This window comes from Paenibacillus albiflavus (assembly GCF_004344915.1).
Taxonomy (GTDB): Bacteria; Bacillota; Bacilli; order Paenibacillales; family NBRC-103111; genus Paenibacillus_AM; species Paenibacillus_AM albiflavus.
Map to the genome: position 1 here is coordinate 20,808 of NZ_SKFG01000016.1, position 20,365 is coordinate 41,172.

At 42.4% G+C, this 20,365-nt stretch carries 16 protein-coding genes; 7 read left to right on the forward strand and 9 right to left on the reverse strand.

All coding sequences use genetic code 11. The features are described from left to right. Nucleotides 1-17: 17 nt before the first annotated feature. The gene (locus tag E0485_RS15505) at nt 18-566 is read right to left on the reverse strand and encodes a hypothetical protein (protein WP_132418979.1); all 549 of its coding nucleotides are present in this window, start codon (nt 564-566) and stop codon (nt 18-20) included. Nucleotides 567-880: 314 nt separating this feature from the next. Between E0485_RS15505 and E0485_RS15510 the strand changes: the two genes are divergently transcribed. Together E0485_RS15510 and E0485_RS15515 are read left to right on the forward strand one after the other, a co-directional pair. After that, nucleotides 881-1,150: a CD3324 family protein gene (locus tag E0485_RS15510; RefSeq protein WP_132418980.1), complete on the forward strand. Its 270-nt coding sequence runs from the start codon at nt 881-883 to the stop codon at nt 1,148-1,150. A gap of 137 nt (nt 1,151-1,287) precedes the next feature. Next, a complete protein-coding gene (locus E0485_RS15515; protein WP_132418981.1) occupies nt 1,288-2,316 on the forward strand; it encodes a phosphotransferase enzyme family protein in 1,029 nt (342 codons plus the stop codon). On the opposite strand, the gene E0485_RS15520 is transcribed toward E0485_RS15515, so the two are convergent. The 7 genes from E0485_RS15520 to E0485_RS15550 all read right to left on the reverse strand — a co-directional run bounded on the left by E0485_RS15520 (nt 2,300) and on the right by E0485_RS15550 (nt 9,731). Then, nucleotides 2,300-3,340 carry a flavin-containing monooxygenase gene (locus tag E0485_RS15520; protein WP_132419098.1) on the reverse strand — a complete coding sequence of 347 codons (1,041 nt, stop codon included), beginning with the start codon at nt 3,338-3,340 and terminating at the stop codon, nt 2,300-2,302. The two genes, E0485_RS15515 and E0485_RS15520, sit on opposite strands and share 17 nt — an antisense overlap. 166 nt (nt 3,341-3,506) lie before the next feature. After that, nucleotides 3,507-4,913 (reverse strand): DEAD/DEAH box helicase, encoded by a 1,407-nt coding sequence (locus E0485_RS15525; RefSeq protein WP_235857592.1) that lies wholly within the window; start codon nt 4,911-4,913, stop codon nt 3,507-3,509. 89 nt (nt 4,914-5,002) lie between these two features. Next, the gene (locus E0485_RS15530; protein ID WP_132418982.1) at nt 5,003-5,779 is read right to left on the reverse strand and encodes an SDR family NAD(P)-dependent oxidoreductase; all 777 of its coding nucleotides are present in this window, start codon (nt 5,777-5,779) and stop codon (nt 5,003-5,005) included. 95 nt (nt 5,780-5,874) lie between these two features. Continuing rightward, nucleotides 5,875-6,333, reverse strand: a complete 459-nt coding sequence (locus tag E0485_RS15535) for a chemotaxis protein CheX (protein ID WP_132418983.1) — start codon at nt 6,331-6,333, stop codon at nt 5,875-5,877. Between the two features lie 232 nt (nt 6,334-6,565). Further along, nucleotides 6,566-7,420 (reverse strand): carbohydrate ABC transporter permease, encoded by an 855-nt coding sequence (locus E0485_RS15540; protein ID WP_235857593.1) that lies wholly within the window; start codon nt 7,418-7,420, stop codon nt 6,566-6,568. A 17-nt stretch (nt 7,421-7,437) separates the two neighbouring features. Continuing rightward, the gene (locus E0485_RS15545; protein ID WP_132418984.1) at nt 7,438-8,325 is read right to left on the reverse strand and encodes a carbohydrate ABC transporter permease; all 888 of its coding nucleotides are present in this window, start codon (nt 8,323-8,325) and stop codon (nt 7,438-7,440) included. A 134-nt stretch (nt 8,326-8,459) separates the two neighbouring features. Next, the gene (locus E0485_RS15550; RefSeq protein WP_132418985.1) at nt 8,460-9,731 is read right to left on the reverse strand and encodes a sugar ABC transporter substrate-binding protein; all 1,272 of its coding nucleotides are present in this window, start codon (nt 9,729-9,731) and stop codon (nt 8,460-8,462) included. Between the two features lie 466 nt (nt 9,732-10,197). Here E0485_RS15550 and E0485_RS15555 point away from each other — a divergent pair, with 466 nt between their 5' ends. The 3 genes from E0485_RS15555 (at nt 10,198) to E0485_RS15565 (ending at nt 16,826) form a co-directional block, all read left to right on the forward strand. Next, entirely contained in the window at nt 10,198-12,372 is a 2,175-nt protein-coding gene (locus E0485_RS15555) for a glycoside hydrolase family 3 N-terminal domain-containing protein (RefSeq protein WP_132418986.1), read from the forward strand. 5 nt (nt 12,373-12,377) lie between these two features. Beyond that, complete coding sequence (locus E0485_RS15560) at nt 12,378-15,725, forward strand: GH36-type glycosyl hydrolase domain-containing protein (protein ID WP_132418987.1); 3,348 nt, start codon at nt 12,378-12,380, stop codon at nt 15,723-15,725. 123 nt (nt 15,726-15,848) lie between these two features. Beyond that, the gene (locus tag E0485_RS15565) at nt 15,849-16,826 is read left to right on the forward strand and encodes a LacI family DNA-binding transcriptional regulator (protein WP_132418988.1); all 978 of its coding nucleotides are present in this window, start codon (nt 15,849-15,851) and stop codon (nt 16,824-16,826) included. Nucleotides 16,827-16,867: 41 nt separating this feature from the next. On the opposite strand, the gene E0485_RS15570 is transcribed toward E0485_RS15565, so the two are convergent. Continuing rightward, nucleotides 16,868-17,656 (reverse strand): VanW family protein, encoded by a 789-nt coding sequence (locus E0485_RS15570; RefSeq protein ID WP_132419101.1) that lies wholly within the window; start codon nt 17,654-17,656, stop codon nt 16,868-16,870. 156 nt (nt 17,657-17,812) lie between these two features. Here E0485_RS15570 and E0485_RS15575 point away from each other — a divergent pair, with 156 nt between their 5' ends. Both E0485_RS15575 and E0485_RS15580 read left to right on the forward strand, forming a co-directional pair. Beyond that, on the forward strand, nt 17,813-19,477 hold the full coding sequence (locus tag E0485_RS15575; protein WP_132418989.1) for a PAS domain S-box protein: 1,665 nt from the start codon (nt 17,813-17,815) through the stop codon (nt 19,475-19,477). Nucleotides 19,478-19,498: 21 nt separating this feature from the next. After that, a complete protein-coding gene (locus tag E0485_RS15580) occupies nt 19,499-20,293 on the forward strand; it encodes a TIGR01457 family HAD-type hydrolase (RefSeq protein WP_132418990.1) in 795 nt (264 codons plus the stop codon). Nucleotides 20,294-20,365 lie beyond the last annotated feature (72 nt).

Below are 20,365 nucleotides of genomic sequence, written 5' to 3' on the forward strand. Positions count from 1 at the left end.
TATGCTTAGTTAGAGGTTTATTTTATCTTCAATTTGAATAAAACACGGATATGATCAGATTCAAACTTGAGGTCTTTAATCGCAGTAAGCGCTGGAAGCTTATCATCGATTGGGACCTCGATTGTTGGAAGCTGCAAGGTGCTGAGCGGAATAGTTATATTCTTAATTTTGGTTTGGGTATGGCGAACAATCAATTTGCCATCTGACCACTCCATATCAAATCGAATTTTTGCACCTGCCTCCACAAATCCTTTCCATAGCAAATTTACATCCGCATCCACTGTATTCCCTCGCAGATTAAAGTGGATTCCCGTGATTTGGATATCATGAGGCAGCTTAGCTTTATCCTTATACCGCTCTTTGAACAAGCTATTAACTTCTTCTTCTGATAGGACCATCTCCGTCTTTAAGCTTTTAGCCATTTGCCACGCTTTATCCGTAAGTGACACTTTGGAGTAGCTCCAATCCAGATCTTGCGCAGGCTTTGCATAGATTACAGCACCTACAACAATGGCAACGATAACAAATAGGATGATGATGAACGTATAAAACAATTTTTTGAACATAGATTCTTACTCCCTTATCTGATCTTACATTGTTTCATTATAGGGGAATCCAGCACACGCAAGCAATTTTTGCAGGAGGATTGAAGATTGTGGTGTATAATGTAAATGGAGATAATTGCTAAGTCATCATGTCGAAGGGAGTCCCAATCATGGCAAGGTTGAGTATGCGCTCTGTGCAAAGTCTATACGATGAACAACGGCGGTTGTTTGCACAGAGCTAGAATAAAGTTACCGTCCTAAAATTGAATGATACTTGTTCGTTGAATAGACTTTGCTTCCTTAGAGATTACCTATATTTAAGGAGCGAAGTTCATATGCAGTATGTCAATGCAGAAATGGTCTTTCCCGAGGAATTGCTGAAGGAAATACAGAAGTATATCCCTGGGGGAATGGTATACATCCCTAAACCTGAAGAATTGCATCGCAAATGGGGCGAAAAATCTGGCAATCGGCTTTACTTAAACGATAGAAATCAGGACATTCGTCGTCAATTTACGGCTGGTGCCACGATTGAGCAGCTTGCTGAGCAATTCCATCTGTCATTCGATAGCATCAAACGTATTGTTTATAGCAAAAAGGAATAACCTGTGGTCACATTGGAATTCGTTCTGATGTGGCTTTTCTTTATTTGTGTAAAAATCATTCTAATCATTCTTGCCATATCCTTCTGGCTATTTCTCTCATTATGATAAGAGAGATAACATGGTTACAGGAGGATTTTATGATTCCTTTTTTTCAATTCGATACTAATGAACAAAGAAACGCTCTACTTGCTCGTGGCAGGAAGGTTGCTTTATCCGCCTTACAACAATTCAACATCGAGTGGGTACGAATAACATTTATTCAACTCTCCGATACGATTACCTATCAAATTGAGACGACTACTTCTCAAAGCTATCTGCTTCGCATACATTCTGATCGCTTGAACAAACAAGAACTCCAATCGGAGCTTGCTTTGCTTCAATCAATGAACGAGTCTGCTGATCTTGTTCTGCCTAAAGGATTACCTAATTCGCACGGATCCTATGTACTGGAGATAGAGACAGATGAAGGGTACCGTCGACCGTATGTTACAATCATGCATTGGGTGGAAGGAGAGCTAGTGAATGGCAAAATTACGGAAGAGCAAGCTTACAGCATGGGTGTAATGGCAGCGCGTCTTCATCAAGCAACTGCAAGCTTTATACCACCATCAGACTTTACTCGACCCGTGTGGGGAGCAGACCACTTCCGTCGTGAATTTGATAGGCTTAGAAAGTACTATTCCTGTTTTCTATCCGAACAAGCTTGGACACAATATGTAGCAGCATCTGAGAAAATTGTGTCTGAGCTAGCTAATATACAGCCAACCAAGCTGAACTTTGGAATCGTACATGGAGATTTACATACGGGTAATATCGTTGTCGATCAGGACGATCCAAGACCAATCGACTTCGGACGCTGTGGTCACGGCTACTATTTATATGATCTAGCACATACGATACTGAGCATACATCCACCAATCAGAAGTAAACTCATTCAAGGCTACGAAAGCATTCGCAAGCTTGAAACTGACTATGTAAGACTACTCGAAACATTCTTCATTATGTCCATGATCGAGACTTACTGTCACCATGCCTCTAATCCAAGTGAAACAGCCAATCTGATCGCCGAGCAGCCATACGCTCAAGCATTAATAAGAGACTATTTGCAGGGAGCACCGTTCTTATTTAATCCAATTAAGCCTATGGAAATTAAGGAGCTTTCATGATGTATTGATATAAATAATGGGCATCATCACCAACGCCTAATAGGAGTGCAGAGCCTCTACGATGCTGCCATGGCAACCCGAGGAACATTAAACCTGTAATGTTAGTGATTCCTCGGTCATGCTTTAGCGCGCCACTTGGCATATTCAGCTCTGGGATGTGAATCCATGCGTAATCTGAGCGAAAACCCGTTGCCCAAATCACATTTCTCACCTTAAGTGTATCGCCATCATCAAACGATATTACATCATCTTGAGCATCGGCAGTTCTGCCTTTCAGCTTGATAGCGCCCTGCTTCATTCGAGCCTTAAGCTCATAGCCGAATATCGGGTCACCTAAACGCTGAAGCCTACTACCGATGTTTGAATAACGGCTTGCTCGCAATAATCTGATTCGATCCGCCCACCAGAAAATGCTGCGATTCAGGAACGATCTAGGTAAGAATCGAAGTTTCTGTCCAACTGATAGGTAGATCTCATGAGTTTCTGACAATTCAACAGCTATCTGTGTACCAGAATTGCCGCCGCCTACCACAAGTACAGGACCATCTTTCAATTGCTTAGGGCTCTTATATTCGGAAGAATGGTATTGGACGATTTCCTTGGACAACGTCTGCGACAAGGAAGGAATATTCGGATATTGGAAAGGTCCTGAGGCAACAATGACACTTCTTGCTACTATCGTTTTGTCCTGCGTATGTATAACAAATAGGTCATCTTGCTTCTTCATCTGGCTCACTTTCGTATCCAGTTGTACGGGTAAATCAAATGTTCTGGCATATTGCTCCAGATAATCGGCTAATTCATCTTTCGTTGGATAACCATCGGGTGCGCCTTCCATCCTCAATCCATGCAAGGAACTATAAGATCGTGTCGTAAATAACACTAGTGAGTCATACCGCTCTCGCCACATATCCCCAATTCGTGGCCTCTCATCTAGAATCAAAAATGTATAAGGGGTCTTCTTTAAATAATATCCCATCGTTAGACCAGCTTGACCTGCTCCAATTACAATAACGTCATAGATCAATGTGAACACCTCACAAATTAATATATGAATATATATTCATATATTAATTTAATAAATGCATAGTGTCAACGAAAAACCCTTCAATAGCTATAACCGATAAAAAAATCGAGGGATGCCCTCATCCCTCGATTCGTTAAAATTTGTTTATGTTTTTATTGTCTAGTTATTGCTTCTCTTCCCGCTTGGCTTTGAGCCATTTAGGCGCACCCTTATTCTTGCGTTCCCGTTCGATCTCTTTATTGCTCTTTTTTCGAGGTGTTGCAGCTTGCTGGGCTTTTGATGCGATTGGCTTCTGCTTGTCACCCACAGGTTTTGGCGCTGCTCCTGCAATCGATGCGGAATTCGCCTTTTGCTTACTTACTGGAGTGGATTTGCTGTTCGCTGCGGATGGCTTTGCTTTATATTCATGTCTAGCTTCACCGGGTTCAACGATTTTCCCACCGAACATCTCCTTATGCTGAATGGTGATGTGAAGCTGCTTGGCAATTTTTTCAACGATCCATACTTCTTTCGGGGAAACGATCGATACCGCCATCCCTTTTCGTCCCATTCGTCCTGTGCGTCCGACCCGATGTAGATAGTATTCATTATTAACAGGCAGATCAAGATGGAAAATATGCGTAATGCCTTCAATATCAAGTCCACGGGCTGCCACATCTGTAGCTAGCAGCAATTGAAACTTGCCTTCCCGGAAAGCCTGCATGACTTGTGCGCGCTCCCCCTTGCCTGCATCTCCAGACAGACCCATTACCGATAAGCCAATATGCTGCAGCTTCGATACAACATCTTGAATGTCAGAGGTCGCATTCACAAAAACAATGCCTGACTTCGGCTTCATGACATGTACAAGCCTCCGCAGCGTATCTAACTTATTCCGCTGCTCACACACATAATATTGATGACCAATTGTCGCTGAAGTTAGCTGTTCAGGATTAATAGCAACCTCAACGGGATCTTGCATCCGCTGCTGAGCGGATTGATACACATCATCCGTTACTGTTGCAGAGAAGTACAAGAGCTGCCGATCACGCTGCATACCTTTGAGAATACGATCCACATCACTTGCAGACCCAAGCGCCAATACTTGATCGACCTCATCAATGGCTAGCGTACTTACATAATGTACGGTTATCTTGCGCATACCTAGCAGTTCCACAATTCTTCCCGGTGTCCCTACTGCAATATGCGGATGTTCCTTAAGCTTCTCTACCTGACGAGACAGCGCCGCTCCCCCAATCAATGCCTGTGAGCGAACACGCTGTTCTGCCGGTATTTCCTTCGTTAGCGAATCAATTACTTGGAGAATTTGCATCCCTAACTCACGTGTAGGGACTAGTACCAATGCTTGTAGATGCTTGCTCGTAGGGTCAATTGCCTGGAGCATCGGCAGCAGATAAGCAAGCGTCTTCCCCGTTCCCGTCTGTGACTGAGCCACGACATCTTTGCCTGCAAGAACGGCCGGAATCGCTTCCGCCTGTATATTCGTTGGCGTCATAATCCTGAGTTGATCTAATCCTTGCAACCATCTATCTTCTATACCTAAATCACGAAATCCATTAGTTGATGTCAAAATACGATCCTCTTTTCTCTACGAATGCTTCATTATCTTCGTCCCATTATAAGCGATCACTTCACTACAGACAAATGATCTGTAAACCGTTATTTTTTGTTCAAAAAACGAGCGGCAAATCGTTCGAACGTACGCGGGAATAACTGTGACATGATAACACCAACAGCAAATAAATTCGGTATATTACGTTCGGCACTGCCACGTTTAATAGCTTTAATCACAACCTGCGCTACTTTATCAGGCTTCAACATAAATGACTTCACATTTTTCACATAATTCCCTGTAGGATCTGCTGTATGAAAAAATGGCGTATCAATCGGCCCAGGATTAATAGCCGTTACTTTTACCCCTGTACCCGTTAATTCTTGTCGCAATGAATTCGTCAGTCCAAGTACAGCATGCTTAGAAGCGGAGTAGCCCGTTGATTTAGCCGTCCCCATTTTACCTGCAATTGAAGCAATGTTCACGATATGGCCTTGCCCACGTTTGAGCATGCCCGGCAGAACCTGCTTGGTACAACGAACGATCCCCATGTAGTTTACGTCCATCATATCCATAAAACGATCAACAGGCGTATCGACGAACGTCTCGAACACTCCAAAACCTGCATTATTGATCAGAATGTCAATCGTTTCATACTTTTGTTCAATTTGTTCTAGCGCCTGCTGAGTTGATGCTTCATCCCTTACATCAAAAGCATAAATTCCGATTGAATCACCAAACTCTTCTGCCATTACCTGCAGACGTTCAAGCGATCTGCCTGTAATAACGGGAATTGCACCTTCTTTAACGAACTGTCTTGCCATTTCAGCTCCAATACCGCTTGTTCCACCCGTGATGACGACAATTTTATTGCGCAAGTCCAATGTCAGTACCCTCCATTTCAAGAAGAACATTCTATCACTAAAAAAAATAGACGACCCGTAAGCCGCCCCATAACTTTTCTCTATTTTGTAATATGTTAAGAAATAATAACCTGAATGTTAAGCTCCCCTATTCCATCCATGAGGAGTGGGATCGTTAGCGCACGTTTGCCGTCAATGGAGTTACGCTGTAAAGATTCCATCAGCTTAGGCGGCGTAATATCCACTTTCACCCCTTGATTATAGAGCAATGTAGTCGCATTACCCGAAATCATGTTGCTAAGCTCAGAGATGGCACTATGTACAATTTCATTCATTTCCTGCAGGATAAATCCACCCATCATAGCAGATACAACTTTAAGTGCTGCAGCTTCTTCCAATCCAAATACGATATCACCCTCTAATTGCCCTGTCATACCGATTTGGATCCAAATGTATTGATCAAGCAAGCCTATATTCTTAACACTTAATTGTCCAGTTGTAGGCTTAACGTTAGCAACCTGTTCAATGACAAATCGTGCTGATTCTAGAAATGGATTAATTAACTCTGCTTTCATTAGTTTACCCCTTAATTACAGGATGCAGGAATATGTTTATTTATTTCTACATTATATCTAAAAAAATGCAAGAAGTATACCTATTATGACGATTTTCTAATATACAGTAACGGTAAAATCGACTTTATACAGCAAGAAAAAACGGCTTCTTTATGAACCAACGTGTTTCTTAAGACTGCTAAAAAAGCCTCGAGCGTGCCATACTGCTCACTCAAGGCTTTCTCATATTCGATTATTTAATTCCTGAAGTGCTGTAATTCTCGATAATACTCTTCTGAAAGACGATAAACACGACGATAACGGGTATAACCATGAATGCAGCACCAGCCATTTGCAGTGCATTCTGACCACCATACTGGCCTTTTAACAAAGACAATCCAACGGAGAGCGTATAATACTTCTCGTCACTTGCAATAATGAGCGGCCACAAGAAGCTGTTCCAGCCTGCAATAAATGTAAGAATGCCTTGTACCGCAATAATCGGCTTGGATATAGGTAGAGCAACTTGATTGAAAATCCTAAACTCACCTGCTCCATCAATTCGAGTCGCTTCGAGCAATTCATTCGGAATCGTCGACATAAATTGCCTAAACAAAAATATCCCGAATGCGCCTACTAGAGCTGGCAGCACGATACCGATCATCGTATTCGTTAATCCCATTTTGTTCAGAATCAAATAAACAGGAATCATGGTAACTTGTCCTGGAATCATCATCGTTGCGAGCACCATGATGAATAGATTGTTACTGCCTTTGAATTTGAATTTAGCAAAACCATAGCCTGCCATCGCATTCAAGAACATCCCAATGAATGAGAAGAAAACAATGATCAATGTATTTTTTAAGTATACGGAGAAATTCATGTTGGTAAACAAATTCTTAAAGTTCTCAAACGTAACCTCATTCGGGAACAGAGTCGGTGGAATGAGGATAATTTCATTTTCAGTCTTAAGTGAAGAGAAAATCATCCAGACAAAGGGAATAACGAAAATAATGCCTCCCAACGTTAGAATAATTCCTGCTATCCACTGAAACAGTCGATCTTTGTTCGGTGCTTTATGACGTGTGTTCACAGCAGCAGATTTCACGACTTTACCCCCATTCTTTAATAATCAGACTCTTTGTTCTGCATACGATATTGAATTAGTGTGACTGCAATAATCGCAATAAACAATACGAAAGAGCCTGCTGCAGCATACCCGAAATTACTTAATTGGAAACCATTCTTATAAATGAAAAGAGCAACTGACATCGTTCCATCGAGCGGTCCGCCCTTCGTCATAATGAATGGTTCTTCGAAAAATTGCAGCCATCCGATCATCGTCGTAATGGATACGAAGAAGATCGCAAAGCGCAGCATCGGAACCGTAATTTTGACGATTTGCTGCCAGGTTGTCGCTCCATCCAACTGTGCTGCCTCATACAAAGACTTCGGAATCCCTTGCAGAGCAGCGATGAAAATAATCATATTTAAACCAATCGCTCTCCATAATGCGAGAAGGATTAATGAAATTTTCGCAATTGTCGGCTCTGTCAGCCATGGTACCGCTGGCAAATTTATAAGATCCAATAAATAGTTGAATAAACCAAAAGATGGGTTATACAAGAACGCCCATACAACAGCCACCGCTACAACGTTCGTTACAGACGGAAGATAATATACAACACGAAATACTTTAAAGAACTTGGAAGTACCAAGATTAATAAGAACCGCAATACTCATGGAAATAAGTACGACGAGAGGAACACCAATAACAACATAGAACAACGTATTAAAGATCGATTTTAAAAATACAGGATCCGCTAAAACGTTCAAGTAATTCTTGAATCCGACAAACTCTACATTCGAGTAATTTGCTAGCCCGGCTAAATCCATATTGGTAAAGCTAATAATCAGAGCAATAAAAATAGGCAGAACTGAAAAAATAACAAGCAAAATGATGGCAGGTGCAATAAAAAAGTAAGGCGCTTTAGAGGTCGTCAAGCCTTTCATATCGAGACATTCACTTCCTTATAGTTCAAGGTAAAAGCAACGACAACAAGAAGAAACGTTTCTCCGTTTTAGAAGACTATCATACTAATGATAGCTAACCGACTAGGTAAAGTCGGTTAGCTTTAATCTTCTTATTATTTCTTCAAAATCTCTTCTGCTTTTTTGTTGAAATCATCCATTTCTTTCTGAACATCAGCATTGCTGCGATATACGCGCTCGAAACTGCTTAAGAAGTTTTGAGCGATTTCTTCAAATGGCTTAATAAGCGGCATTGGAACAGCTGTTTTCAATTGCTCGCCAATCACTGTATAGTTAGCATCGGATTTCAATTTATCATCCTCCCATGCAGTCTTAGCTGCTGGAAGTGAGTTTGTAAGCTCCATCCACTTGATTTGGGTTTCAGGCTTGCTCATGAATGAAACGAACTTAACGGCTGCATCAGCATTCTCTGTGTATTCAAATACGGACAAGTTAGAACCGCCTAGTGATGAGAAGTTATTCTCCTTACCTTGCGGAAGTACAGCTGTTGCCCATTTGTCTTTCAATTCAGGTGCTTGATCGTTAATTAGATTAATCATCCAAGGACCACTAATAAACATAGGAGCTACGCCATCTCCACGGAACGCTTGAACGGCATCCATACCGATATCGACTGGAGCGGATTTATCCTTAAAGAACTGAGCCATGTACTCAACAGCTTCAACAAATTTAGGTTGGTTGAATTGTGGCTTACCGTCTGCGTCGAACAGCTCTGCACCATTTTGACGAGCGAACATAAATCCTAGGGATTGTTCTTTCACATCAAGGGCATAGCCATACTTATTGTTGCCGCGTTCAGCTAGCTTCTTGGATACAGCCAACATTTCATCCCAAGTTTTAGGCGGCTCATTATAGCCAATCTCTTTTAAAATATCTGTACGATAGTACAAGACGCGAGTATCAATATACCAAGGCACACCTACATAGGCATCCTCATAAGTACCTGTTTGAATGGATCCATCATAGAAATTCTCTTTTTTAATTTCAGGGAAATTTTCTAAGTATGGAGTCAAATCTTTAAGTGCTTTAGCATTTGCAAACTCAGGAATCCAAGTTGTTCCCATTTGAACAACGTCCGGACCTTTTTTGGATGCAACTGCAGTTAATAGTTTATCATGAGCTGTATCCCATGGCAGAGCTTGTACATTTACTTTGATATCCGGATTCTCTTGTTCGAACAACTCAGCCATTTGTGGTAGGGACTTAGCTTCCTCTCCCATTCCCCATACATTAATTGTAACTTTTTTGCCTGCTGCCGGGCTTCCCTCAGGTGCAGGAGACTCCGCATTATTATTTGAAGAACAACCTGCTAATACGCCAGTAAGAAGTAAAGATGATGCCAAACCAATTGCTAATGTTTTACGCATGTTTAAATGCCTCCTAACAGATTCTAGTTCATATCAATTGCTAATTATTTGTTATATCTTGATCAATCTAAACATGAATTATGAATTCATTATGCCAAGACCCTTCAGCCCTCCTAACATCAGAATGACTTCCCCTTAATCAAACAATATAACAAAAAAACTATTAGAGAAACGTTTTGATAAAAGCGTAACCGTTTTATCATCCGGATCATATCCGTGTGAAATTATAAAATCTAAACGTTTCGATAGTCATTATATAATATTATGAAATCGCATTCAATAGTTTTTTATAAAAAATTTAAACGTTTCGATTTTGCTTATAATGGTTTATAATGCTTTATTGACGACATAAAAAAAGCTGTTTATAATGAATTTGTTCAAATTTGAAACGTTTCGATCAACATAGTTCGTTGAATTTATTACAAATAATAATTGGGATACTCCCATTCATCATGGAGGATAGCATATGAATGAATCCAACTTAATTTCATTGATAAGGCAGATGACCTTGGATGAGAAAATCAGTCAGCTCATGCAGCTTTCAACTCCTTTTTATGAAGGTGCTGAGAGTGAAGGTCAAATTACAGGTCCGATGGAAGCTATGGGAATCACAGATGATATGATTCATAATTCAGGCTCTGTACTAGGTTTATCCGGTGCCAAAGAAGTTATCCAAGTTCAAGAGGCACATTTAAAAAAGAATCGTCTAGGAATCCCGCTGCTCGTCATGGCGGATATTATTCATGGTTATAGAACAATTTTCCCCATTACACTGGGTCTGAGCTGCTCATGGGATATGGAATTAGCGGAGAAAAGCGCTGAGATTGCTGCTGCTGAAGCTTCCGCTGCTGGGGTACATGTTACTTATGCGCCAATGGTTGATCTCGTTCGAGATCCTCGCTGGGGCAGAGTAATGGAATCAACAGGTGAAGATCCTTATCTGAACAGTCAGTACGCAAGAGCCTTTGTTCGCGGATTTCAAGGCAAGGATCTAACGAATGATCATTCACGTGTTGCTGCGTGTGTCAAACATTTTGCGGCTTATGGTGCTGCAGAAGGCGGACGTGACTACAACACGGTCGATATGTCGGCATGGCAGTTGCGTGAGATGTATTTGCCTGCTTATAAAGCAGCATTAGATGAAGGATGTCAAATGGTGATGGCTGCTTTTAACACGGTGGATGGCATTCCTGCTACAGGCAACAAGCGGTTATTAAAAGGGCTGCTTCGAGAAGAATGGGGATTTGACGGCGTGCTAATTTCCGATTGGGGAGCAGTCAAGGAGTTAATTCCACATGGTGTGGCAGCAGATTTGAAAGAAGCGGCTTATAAAGCGATGCAAGCCGGTATTGATATCGAAATGATGACATCAGCCTATGTGCATCATCTTAAGCAGCTTATAGAAGAAGAACATATTCATGAAGCGCAAATTGATGAAGCTGTGCTTAGAATCTTGAAGCTCAAGCAGACGCTTGGATTATTTGACAATCCAACTCGTGGCGCAAGTGTAGAGCAAGAGCAACTCATTATTATGTCAGATTTACACCGGGCAGCAGTGCGAGATGCAGCAGCGAAATCCTGTGTTCTGCTTAAGAATGATTCCGTTCTGCCTTTAAAAGCAGAGCAGAAGATCGCTTTGATTGGTCCTTTCGCTCAGAATGGAGATATTCTTGGGCCTTGGTCATGGCAAGGTTCAAAAGAAGAAGCTGTTCAATTATTTGACGGTATGATCACTGTTAGCGATCCGGAAAATATCCGTATAAGTCAAGGATGCGGAATCGAGACTGGTACAGAAGCTGAACTAGAAGCCGCTGTAGCTGCTGCAAAGAATGCTGATGTCATTGTGCTCGCGCTTGGCGAAGATTCTTTAATGAGCGGTGAGGCAGGATGCAGAGCGGATATTCAGCTTCCACGAATTCAATTGGAGCTCATAGCGAAGCTTAAACCATTGGGCAAGCCTATGGTAGCTGTTCTGTTCAATGGACGTCCCCTTGATTTACATGGTGTTTACGATCAAGTCGACGCTGTGCTTGAAGCGTGGTATCCAGGAACGGAAGGCGGCATCGCAATCGCTGAGCTGCTGTATGGCAAACGCAATCCTTCCGCTAAGCTTACGATGTCATTCCCTTATGTTACAGGACAAATTCCTGTTTACTATAATCATTATCGTACAGGCAGACCACAAGGTGCACCTGATGCACAAGTGCGTTATGTCTCTCAATATTTAGACATTCCGAATGAGCCGTTATTCCCATTTGGCTATGGTCTAAGCTATACAACCTTCGATTACAGCGAAGCTCGAATTTCATCAGGCACAATGTCAGTTAACAAGCCTTTAACTATCCAAGTGCGGGTAACGAATACTGGCAGCATGGCAGGTGAAGAAATCGTTCAGCTCTACGTACGTGACCTCGTCGGTGATGTAGTTCGCCCTGTGAAAGAACTAAAAGACTTCCGCAAAATAACACTTGCACCAGGCGAAAGCCAAGAAATCACATTTGAATTAACTGAAAAGCAGCTTAGATATCATCATCATGACTTGCAATATACAAGCGATCCAGGTGACTTTATCGCATATGTAGGAACAAGCAGCATAGAAGTCCAAGAACTGAAATTTACACTAACTAAGGAAAGTGAGTGATTCATATGTCCAATACTTCTAGCAACAATTATCAGCTTTCCTCAAACGAAATGACGTTTACTTTTATGCCGAGTGGCGATATTCGTGAAATTACCGTTCTTAACCGTATGATCAATCAATGGGTAGCCAATCCAGTTGACGGCTCGCTAAATAATCTATATCTGCGACTCCATACGGCAAACGGCATTGAAGCGATTCCAATGATAGGGATTCATTCTACTAGTAAGATGAGTCATTCAGATTCTCAAATCATTTGGACAGGTACTGCACGTGAGCTAAAGTATCAAGTCACCTTCACCTTAACCGATCAGCATATCTGGTTCTGGGATGTTAAAGTTGAAGGACGAGGACAGGAAATTGACGTGATTTATGGACAGGATCTTGGAATCGCTGACAAAGGTGTAGTTCGCACCAATGAAGCTTACCTCTCTCAATATATTGATCACACAGTTTTTGAGGATACGGCTCTTGGTTATGTTGTATGTTCTCGTCAAAATCAACCGCAGCAAGGTGAATTTCCTTATATTCAGCAAGGCTCATTAACAAAAGCAGCTGGATATTCCACAGATGGCTATCAATTCTTCGGGCTATCGTATAAGGAAAGCGATCAAGCAGCTGTTCTGACACAAGCGAGCCTAGCGAACGAAGTCTATCAGTACGAATTTGCCTATACGGCATTGCAATCTGAGCGTGTTCGATTAGATGGTTCATCTCAATTTGTCTTCTATGGCTTATATCGTCCGAACCATCCTCATGCGATTACCGAGCTTGAATTCAGCAATGAGCTTAAGCAGGCTTGGGCACAAGCATCGAAAATACAAGCAATGGAAGCTGCTCAGCCTGTTCACAAGGCATCGTTTGCTTCCGCAATTGGAACACCTTTACTAACCGAGTCTATGACGATTGAAGAAGTGAAGAATCTCTTCCCTAACCGCGAGCAAGAAGAATGGCAAGGAGAGGAGCTTCTCTCCTTTTTTACCGACACGTATGAGCATGTCGTGCTTAAAGCCAAGGAGCTGCTGATCGAACGTCCGCATGGTCATATTCTCATGACTGGGAATAACGATCGATTGAACGATCAGATCCTTACAACTACATCCTATATGTATGGAATTTTTAATTCACAGCTTGTACTCGGGAACACCTCTTCTAATAAAATGCTGACCAATGCGCGTAATGCTCTTAATGTGATGAAAACATCTGGACAGCGCATCTATATCGAGCAAAGTGGTGAATATCGTCTATTAACGATGCCTTCCATGTTCGAAATGGGCTTTAACTATGCTCGCTGGTATTACAAAATGCAAGATGACATGCTGATCATCACAAACTTCACAACCGTGGATACACCTGAGGTTCATCTTCAAGTTCGATCAACTAGCGGCAAAGCGTATACATTCATGGTGACTAATCAAGTATCCATGAACAATAATGAATATTTGGTTCCTTTCCATATGAACCAAGAAGCTGATGTGCTCACATTCCGCGCAGATGCGGAATCGGATAGTGCCTCCGTCCTACCTGAACTGAACTACCGCATGAAAGTGTTCGGAACTGAGCTTGCGATTCAAGATGAAACTGCATTAGTCTCAGGAATTGCAGCAGGCTCAGCTTCTCTCGTCGTTCTTAAGCTGAACGCATGCAAGGAATGGAGTATGACAGTTCGAGGTGCACTTCATAACGAGCAGTCACCGATCCTTCATGCAAATGCTGAGAACGAAATTGAACGTTATCGTGAATACTACCGTAAAGTCATGAACGGCTTCCATCTATCAATTGCAGAAGGTACTTCTGACAATCTGCAAAAAGTAAATGCGATTGCCTGGTGGTACACTCACAACATGCTCGTACACTACTCTGTCCCTCATGGACTTGAACAATATGGCGGCGCTGCTTGGGGGACTCGTGATGTATGCCAAGGTCCTACAGAGTATTTCATGGCAATGCAAAAGTATGATCGGGTACGCGATATTCTTAAACAAGTCTATAGCCACCAATACGAGGATGATGGCAATTGGCCGCAATGGTTTATGTTCGATCAATATTACAAGATTCAACAAGAAGAAAGTCATGGCGATATCATTGTATGGCCACTTAAAGTATTGGGTGATTACCTGCACAATACGCATGACTACAGTATTTTGGAAGAACTGCTTCCTTATACGAATCGTCATACGGCTGAGTTTACAGATGCCAAGTACTCTTTAGCTGACCATGCAAAAAAAGAGATTGCATATATTAAGAATCATTTCTTGCACGATACACATCTTTCAGCGTACGGCGATGGAGACTGGGATGATACCCTGCAGCCAGCCAATGCGCAATTAAAACAATACATGATCAGTAGCTGGACGGTTGCCCTAACCTATCAGACCTTGAGTCAACTATCAAGTGTACTTGCGGAAAAAGATTCGGCATTGTCCACTGAATTGCAAGAGCTTGCTGCAGGCATCCAAAAGGATTTCAATCAATATATGCTGCAAACCGATGTTATCCCTGGATTTGTCTACATGGAGGAGCCAGGCAAAGCTGAATACATGCTGCATCCGACGGATACTACGACAGGTATTCAATATCGATTACTGCCTATGACTCGCAGTATGATTGCTGAACTGCTGACAAAGGAGCAGGCTGACGCTCATTATGAGCTCATTAAGAAAGAGCTTTATTGTCCAGATGGTGTTCGCTTAATGAATAAGCCAGCTAAATATGTCGGAGGGGTAAGCACACATTTCAAACGTGCTGAGCAAGCCTCCAACTTCGGTCGTGAGGTCGGACTTCAATACGTTCATGCTCATATTCGTTTCGTTGAAGCGATGGCGAAGCTAGGAAAGTCCGAAGAAACCTGGAAAGGTTTAGAAATGATTAACCCTGTCGGCATTCAGTCGATTGTCCCTAATGCTGAGCTAAGACAAAGCAATGCTTACTTCAGCAGCTCGGATGGTAAATTCAATACACGTTACGAAGCACAAGAACGATTTGATGAGCTTCGAACAGGGAAAGTTGCGGTCAAAGGTGGATGGAGAATTTATTCCAGCGGCCCTGGAATCTACTTGAACCAATTGATTTCAAATTGTCTTGGTATTAGACATGAGGGGCAGGATCTGATCCTGGATCCAGTACTTCCGCAAACCTGTGATGGCATGCAATTTGATTATGAGTTAAACGGTCAGAAAGTACGCTTCATTTACCGAATTACTGGACAGCCTATTCAAGGCGTAACCATCAATGGATATGAAACGAAATTCATTCCTGTTCCGAATCCATACCGTCAGGGCGGAATTCGTATTGAAGAACAAGAGCTTTGCCGTTTGATGAATCTTGAAAGCAACGAGCTGCTTATTCAACTTTAATATGAAGTAAAATGTATCATCGCTGAAAACTGCTATTAGATAATTTCAATGGCGATCTTTCGAGATCGCCATTGCTATAGTAGAATGAGATTTAAGATTGAGTCATTGAATGGAGAGAATGTTGTGGTAAGTATTAAAGATATCGCCAAGGAAGCTGGAGTTTCAATTTCAACAGTATCCTATGCACTGAATGGGAACCCCAAAGTTACTGCTGAAACTTCTTCCAGAATTTTAGCAATAGCTAAAGAATTAAACTATGTTCCTAATGCAGCAGCAAGAAACCTGAAAAAGCGAGAGACGAAATTAATCGGAGCTTTTTTGACAGATTATTTTGGCGCTTTCTATGGTGACCTCCTACAAGGTATGAAAGAAGTGTTAAATAAGAATGGCTATGACTTAATTGTATGCAGCGGAACCCCTTCTCATCGGCTATTACCCGAGAAGATGATTGATGGCGCGATTGTGCTCGATTCCCATTTTCAGAACGAGGAATTGCTTAAATACGCCGAAAGAGGGCATAAATTAGTCGTTCTTGATCGCGAGCTCCATCATCCCAATATCAGTCAGGTACTACTCGATAACAAAGCAGGAGCTACTCTCGCCATTGAATACTTAATAGAGAACGGACATCGCAAAATCTACGTAGTTAAAGGACCCAAGGATTCGTTTGATGCCAATCAGCGTCTTCAAGCTGTTATTCAAACGATAGAACGCAATGAACCCATTGAATTCATTGAGATCCAAGGGAGTTTTATTAAATCGTCAGGAGAGAAAGCTGCAGAGCAGATTATTAATGAATATAAAGAGCCTGTAGCCGTGTTCTGCCTGAATGATGAGATGGCAATCGGCATTTATAATGCTGTTGCCAAAACCGACCTGCGAATTGGGGAACATATTCATTTAATTGGATTCGATAACATTGAACTAACCCAATATACGCAGCCAACACTTGCAACAATCGATTATTCCAAGCATAAATGGGGGGCTGCTGCTTCCGATCAATTGCTGAAGCTAATTGCAGGATCAAAGGTTGAACCAGAACGTATCTATGTCAAGCTAGTGCCTGGAGAATCTGTCCAGATGAGGCAAACTCTAAGATGAACTCCCACAACAGGTGTAGTTCATCTTTTTTTATCTCTCTACTATCCATTACCGCTTGCCTCTGGTAGATAAGGCTCATACATCATAAGGGCATGATTCTCAGTAAGAAGCTCGTCATGCAATATATCGCCTTCCAGAGTCATCGTCCTGCGACCAATTTCGTTATGACGGACATACCCACCCCAATACTCCTGCGTAAACCAATGCTTGCGCTCATATATTTGGTACTGATACCTGGATTCCTCTGAAACTCGCCAGGACCCTACTAGCTGATGATCCGTTACTGCAAGATCAAGCTGGTAGACCGCATCCGTATCGTTTGTTATTTGCAGATCCACATAATTGTAATAACACGTCGCCCCAGACCCGAATGGCTGCGTTCTTCCCGAGTCAGGGAACACATCATAACTATGTCGATGGCGCTCAGTGACAGATAGTGGCGTATGCAATGTCATCCAATAAATTAAATTAGATAACTGGCATAAGCCTCCGCCTGTTCCTACGGTAACCTTACCTTGGCTAAGAATCATCCCATCCACATATCCTTGGGACCGCGTAGGTTTGCCTATCAGTCTCCAGTAAGAGAATGTTTCCCCTGGCCGAATGATGATTCGATTTAATTTGGCAACTGCAATACGCAAGTTAATCACTTTATTATCTTGAAGCCACATGTCGACGGACTGCAGTTCTCTTCTTAGTGGAGTTTGATGTACGACAGCTTCATAAGGCAACAACTGCTGATTTCGTGTTCGTGCATACTTTTGTTTGCCCCAATACCAGTTCATCCTTCTTTGTAGTCTAAAAAAGAGTGTACCGATAATTAGCCTCATACGCGATCTTGGCTTTGGTTCCAGCACTTTATTTCCCTCCAATAATATTCAGATTATTCTATCAAATACAAATAATTACTGATAAAATAGGTGTAGTCTATCCCTAATTTCGACACATTTACTGTAAATCCTACTCAGAAGGAGCTTAAACAGTCTATGCGCAGCCTCTATTATCTAATTCTTAAATGGGTGCTTAATGCCAAAGCTGCATTATTTGTAATGGCTTGTACGATCTACATCATGCTGCTATATTTTTTATCCGATACATTACGCAATCCAGACACTGAAGTTCGCCTAGAATTAGTCATTTTCGTCGTCATCATTCTTGTTGTGGCAATTTATTCCTTGAATAAAATTACGGTCAGTGAAGAGAAATACCGCTCCCTGTATGATTGTCATGTGGATGCCATTATTACCGTAAATTTAAAAGGTAAAGTGATCAATCTAAATCAGCAATATGAGAGGTTCTTTGGCTATAAGCTTGAGCACTACGAGAACAAGCAATGGAATCATTTCTTTGATCCCCTGCAGCAAGAATACTTGTCTTATTATTATATGGAGGCTATGCGCGGCAATTCTTGGAGTCTTGAAATGAATTTACAGCATCAACAGGGAGACCTGATTGAGGTGCATATGACGTTTATCCCAATGAAAGCGAACGATAAGATTGTCGGGATCTACATTCTATGTAAGGATATCACGGAGATTAATAAGAACAAAAAAGAAATTGAACGCTTGCATAAGCACTATCAGCTGCTATTAAACTCCGTTACTGAGGGCATTGTGGGGGTAAATGAGAATGGAACGATCAGCTTCTGGAATCGCGCTGCAGAGAACATGCTAGGATGGTCGAGCGACGAAGCGCTCGGATATCCGCTTATGGAAAAGATCGGTCACTGCCAAGCATGCTCAATCAGTTCAGACGACACTTCAAAATTGATCATATGCAGAGAAATTCAGTGTAATTTGTTTGAAGGGCATAATCTGAACTTTAATCAGATGACCTTGATTCGCAAGGATCGTTCCTCCTTCCCTGCAATACTAGCTGTCTCGCCCATTCTTCAAGGCAATGGCAACCAAACGGGGATCGTCTGTACGTTCAAAGACATTACCGACTACAAGGAACAAGAGGAGCTGCTGCGTAAATCGGATCGATTAGCTGCGGCTGGCCAGCTTGCCGCAGGAGTCGCTCATGAAATACGCAACCCATTGACAGCGCTTAAAGGGTTCCTCCAGCTATTTCCCAAAACCAATTTTAAAGAGCATCACTATGTTTCGATTATGGAACGCGAGCTTTTACGCATCGAATCCATCGTGAATGAGTTTCTGTTTATCGCTAAACCTCAAACAACTGTTTTCAAAGCCAATCAAATAGAAGATATTCTCGCAGATACAATTGAACTGCTAAAGCTGCAAGCATATATAGGCTCAATTCGTGTTACAATGAGTATCAAATCGCAGCAAATCCCCTCTATTCTATGTGACGCCCATCAGCTCAAGCAGGTATTCATTAATGTCATGAAGAACGCGATTGAATCGATCTCTAACGGTGGAGAAATTGTCATTCACCTCGAGTATCTTATCGAACATCATAAAATCAAAATATCCATTAAAGATAACGGGTGCGGAATTGCTCCGGATCGATTGGAGCAGCTTGGCGAGCCCTTCTATTCTACAAAAGAAAGAGGGACAGGCCTTGGTCTGATGGTCTCCTATAAAATTATCGAATCGCACGGCGGAACTATTAGTTTTGATAGTCAGCTACATAAGGGTACAGAGGTGCAGATTCTCTTGCCCGTTCCAACAACAGAGGCTAGTTAACTCGGAAGGATTGAACTTAACATGCAAGCATTCATCATTGATTTGGACGGTACATTATTTCGCGGTACTGAGATGATTCCTGGCGCGGATCTATTTATTCAACAGCTAAGAGAACGCAAATTGCCTTTCTTGCTTATGACGAACAATTCTACACGTACAGCAGCAGAGGTAGCCAGGCATATGCAAGGAATGGGAATACCCGCTGAGGAAACAGATGTTTTTACCTCAGCACAAGCTGCCGCTCAATATTGGGACGAGGAGCAACAAGGCAAACGTGTGTTCGTCATCGGTGAAACAGGCTTACGTGAAGCACTAAAAGATAGAGGCTTCGAGCTTGTTGATGAAGCCCCTGATGTGGTGATACAGGGGATCGACCGCAAGTTCGATTATGAGAAGCTGACCGCAGCGGTCAGACATATTCGAGCTGGCGCCAAGTCGATCATCACGAATCCAGACCATCTGCTGCCATCAGATGGCGGGTTCCTGCCAGGCGCAGGCTCGATCGCCGCAGCCATAGAACGCGCGACTGGCGTGCAGCCAGTCGTGATTGGCAAGCCATCGCCTATCATCATGCGATATGCGATGGCTCGTCTCGGTGCGGCCGCAGACCGCACCTTAGTCGTCGGTGACAACTGTGTCACCGATATTGGCGGCGGTGCGGCCGCAGGCTGCCGCACCGCGCTGATGCTCACTGGCCTTGCCACAGTGAGCAATTGGCGTGAGCACGCCGAAGCAGCAGGCGTGCAGCCTGACCTCGTCTGCCATGGGCTGGATGAGCTGCTCCACAAGGCGATGTCAATCGAATCAATTTCATAATACCTTTAGCTGCTTCAATCAAGAGTATATATAGATCCGAACGGTTTACTCGGTCTATATATAGTTTCAATT

What these genes read in the sequence shown, in the direction of transcription:
- E0485_RS15505 (WP_132418979.1), bottom strand. Translation starts at nt 566, where the DNA reads ATGTTCAAAAAATTGTTTTATACGTTCATCATCATCCTATTTGTTATC.
- E0485_RS15510 (WP_132418980.1), top strand. Translation starts at nt 881, where the DNA reads ATGCAGTATGTCAATGCAGAAATGGTCTTTCCCGAGGAATTGCTGAAG.
- E0485_RS15515 (WP_132418981.1), top strand. Translation starts at nt 1,288, where the DNA reads ATGATTCCTTTTTTTCAATTCGATACTAATGAACAAAGAAACGCTCTA.
- E0485_RS15535 (WP_132418983.1), bottom strand. Translation starts at nt 6,333, where the DNA reads ATGAAAGCAGAGTTAATTAATCCATTTCTAGAATCAGCACGATTTGTC.
- E0485_RS15545 (WP_132418984.1), bottom strand. Translation starts at nt 8,325, where the DNA reads ATGAAAGGCTTGACGACCTCTAAAGCGCCTTACTTTTTTATTGCACCT.
- E0485_RS15550 (WP_132418985.1), bottom strand. Translation starts at nt 9,731, where the DNA reads ATGCGTAAAACATTAGCAATTGGTTTGGCATCATCTTTACTTCTTACT.
- E0485_RS15555 (WP_132418986.1), top strand. Translation starts at nt 10,198, where the DNA reads ATGAATGAATCCAACTTAATTTCATTGATAAGGCAGATGACCTTGGAT.
- E0485_RS15560 (WP_132418987.1), top strand. Translation starts at nt 12,378, where the DNA reads ATGTCCAATACTTCTAGCAACAATTATCAGCTTTCCTCAAACGAAATG.
- E0485_RS15570 (WP_132419101.1), bottom strand. Translation starts at nt 17,656, where the DNA reads ATGAGGCTAATTATCGGTACACTCTTTTTTAGACTACAAAGAAGGATG.
- E0485_RS15575 (WP_132418989.1), top strand. Translation starts at nt 17,813, where the DNA reads ATGCGCAGCCTCTATTATCTAATTCTTAAATGGGTGCTTAATGCCAAA.
- E0485_RS15580 (WP_132418990.1), top strand. Translation starts at nt 19,499, where the DNA reads ATGCAAGCATTCATCATTGATTTGGACGGTACATTATTTCGCGGTACT.